General features: G+C 61.3%; 2 protein-coding genes. Both read right to left on the reverse strand.

From position 1 onward, the window contains the following. Positions 1–65: 65 nt before the first annotated feature. A complete protein-coding gene (tsaA, locus tag KGA88_RS01155; protein WP_223588330.1) occupies positions 66–773 on the reverse strand; it encodes a tRNA (N6-threonylcarbamoyladenosine(37)-N6)-methyltransferase TrmO in 708 nt (235 codons plus the stop codon). 165 nt (positions 774–938) lie between these two features. Beyond that, positions 939–1709: an SDR family oxidoreductase gene (locus KGA88_RS01160; RefSeq protein ID WP_223588328.1), complete on the reverse strand. Its 771-nt coding sequence runs from the start codon at positions 1707–1709 to the stop codon at positions 939–941. Between the last annotated feature and the right edge of the window lie 125 nt (positions 1710–1834).

The raw sequence follows: 1834 nt of genomic DNA on the forward strand, positions 1-1834 counted from the left end.
GTATCAGTCAGCTTTAATGTCGACTGACACACCGCTTTCGCGAGCAAGCCCGCTCCCACAGTCGTTTATGGTGTTGAGATGTTTGCGGGAATGACTTCCAGCACGCGGATCAGCTCCGGTGTCGGGTAATGCCAGCGCACGTCCAGATCCCAGAATTGCGCGCCGTATTCGCGCTCCGGTGCGGGCGTTTGATAGGCCGGGCGTGGATCCTGCGCCAGGCATTGCTCGATCAGCTCAACCAATGGCTCTTGCAGGCGCTGGGCATGTCCGTGAGCCTGTTGCAGCGCTGCATCCGTCCACTGCACGGGAATCAGTTGCGGCGCGGCGCTGGCGATGCTGTTGGAGGCTGTGTCGATGATATCGGCATAGGGCACGTAGGGTTTGATATCGAGAATCGGTGTGCCATCCAGCAGATCGATACCAGAGATCCACAAGCGATTGGCTTCGACCTTGTCCAGCTTCACCACTGACTGCCCGATGCCATTGGGGCGGTGGGTTGCGCGGGTGGCAAACACGCCCATGGATTTATTGCCGCCCAGGCGCGGCGGGCGGACCTTCAAGCGAGGTTTTTCTTCCAGGGCCTGGTGGAACAGGAACAGCAGCCACACGTGGCTGACCTGCTCCAGGCCCTGCACCGCGTCCCCTTGATCGAACGGTGCCACCAGTTCCAGCACGCCACGGGCGGCCGGGGCCAGTTGCGGCTGGCGCGGAATGGCGAATTTCTCCTTGAAGCAGGAGCGCACGAAGCCGATGGGGGAAACGCTGTAGGTCATGGTTTGCGGTCGAGGCGGGATAGAGGCGGGCATGATACCCCGATCGGTCTGGATTCAGTTGTGCCTGTACTGGCCTCTTCGCGAGCAAGCCGCTCCCACAGGTTTTGTGTGCGCTCGAGAACCCTGTGGGAGCGTGGCTTGCCCGCGATGGCCTCACCGCCGATTTCAGAGACTGAATCCGCCATCCAGCGGAATGATGTTCCCGGTCATATACGCTCCAGCAGTGCTCGCCAGACTGATCGCCAGCGCCGCCATCTCTTCCTCGCGGCCCCAACGCTTCATCGGGATCAACGCCGTATCCTCGGCCAGTGCCTGTTCATCATTACCAATGTGCTGGGTCATCTTGCTTGGAAAGCGTCCCGGGGCGATCACATTGACGTTGATGTGCTGGCTCACCAGTTCGCGCGCCAGGATCCTCGACAGTTGATGCAATGCCGCCTTGCTCGGCCCGTAGGCATACGCCTGTTCGCCGAAGGATGAAATCCCTGCCACCGAGCCGATGTTGATGATCCGCGCCGGGTTGGCTGCCGAGCCCGCCTTGCGCAGCAGGGGCAGGAATTGCTGGATGCAGTTGAACACTGACGTCACGTTGAGCTGCATGACCTTTTCCCAGCCCTTGATCGGGTAGCTCTCCAGCGGTGCGCCCCAGGTGGTACCGGCGTTGTTCACCAGGATGTCGAGATGGGTGATCTGCTCGCCCAGCCGCGTGGCCAATTGTTGCACGCCTTCTTCGGTGGCCAGGTTGGCCGCCAGGGCATGGCAGCGTCCAAGGGCGCCGAGTTCATCAGCCGTTTGCTGGCAGGCCTCGGCATCGCGGGCACAGACGTACACGGTGGCGCCCGCCTCGACATAGGCCTTGGCGATCATTTTGCCGATACCACGGGTGCCGCCGGTCACCAGTGCGGTGCGGCCTTGCAGGGAAAAGTAGGGATGCATGGCGAATCCTGAAAGCTGAGGTCTTTACACCCTAGTCGTCAGGCGCGGTCAGCGGAGCCACTATTTTTGCGCGGAATGGGGATTCATACAGACACCTTTGTAGGAGCCGGCTTGCTGGCGATGGC

The sequence above is a fragment of the Pseudomonas sp. A-R-19 genome (genome assembly GCF_019956575.1).
Classification (GTDB): Bacteria; Pseudomonadota; Gammaproteobacteria; order Pseudomonadales; family Pseudomonadaceae; genus Aquipseudomonas.

What these genes read in the sequence shown, in the direction of transcription:
- tsaA (WP_223588330.1), bottom strand. Translation starts at nt 773, where the DNA reads ATGACCTACAGCGTTTCCCCCATCGGCTTCGTGCGCTCCTGCTTCAAG.
- KGA88_RS01160 (WP_223588328.1), bottom strand. Translation starts at nt 1,709, where the DNA reads ATGCATCCCTACTTTTCCCTGCAAGGCCGCACCGCACTGGTGACCGGC.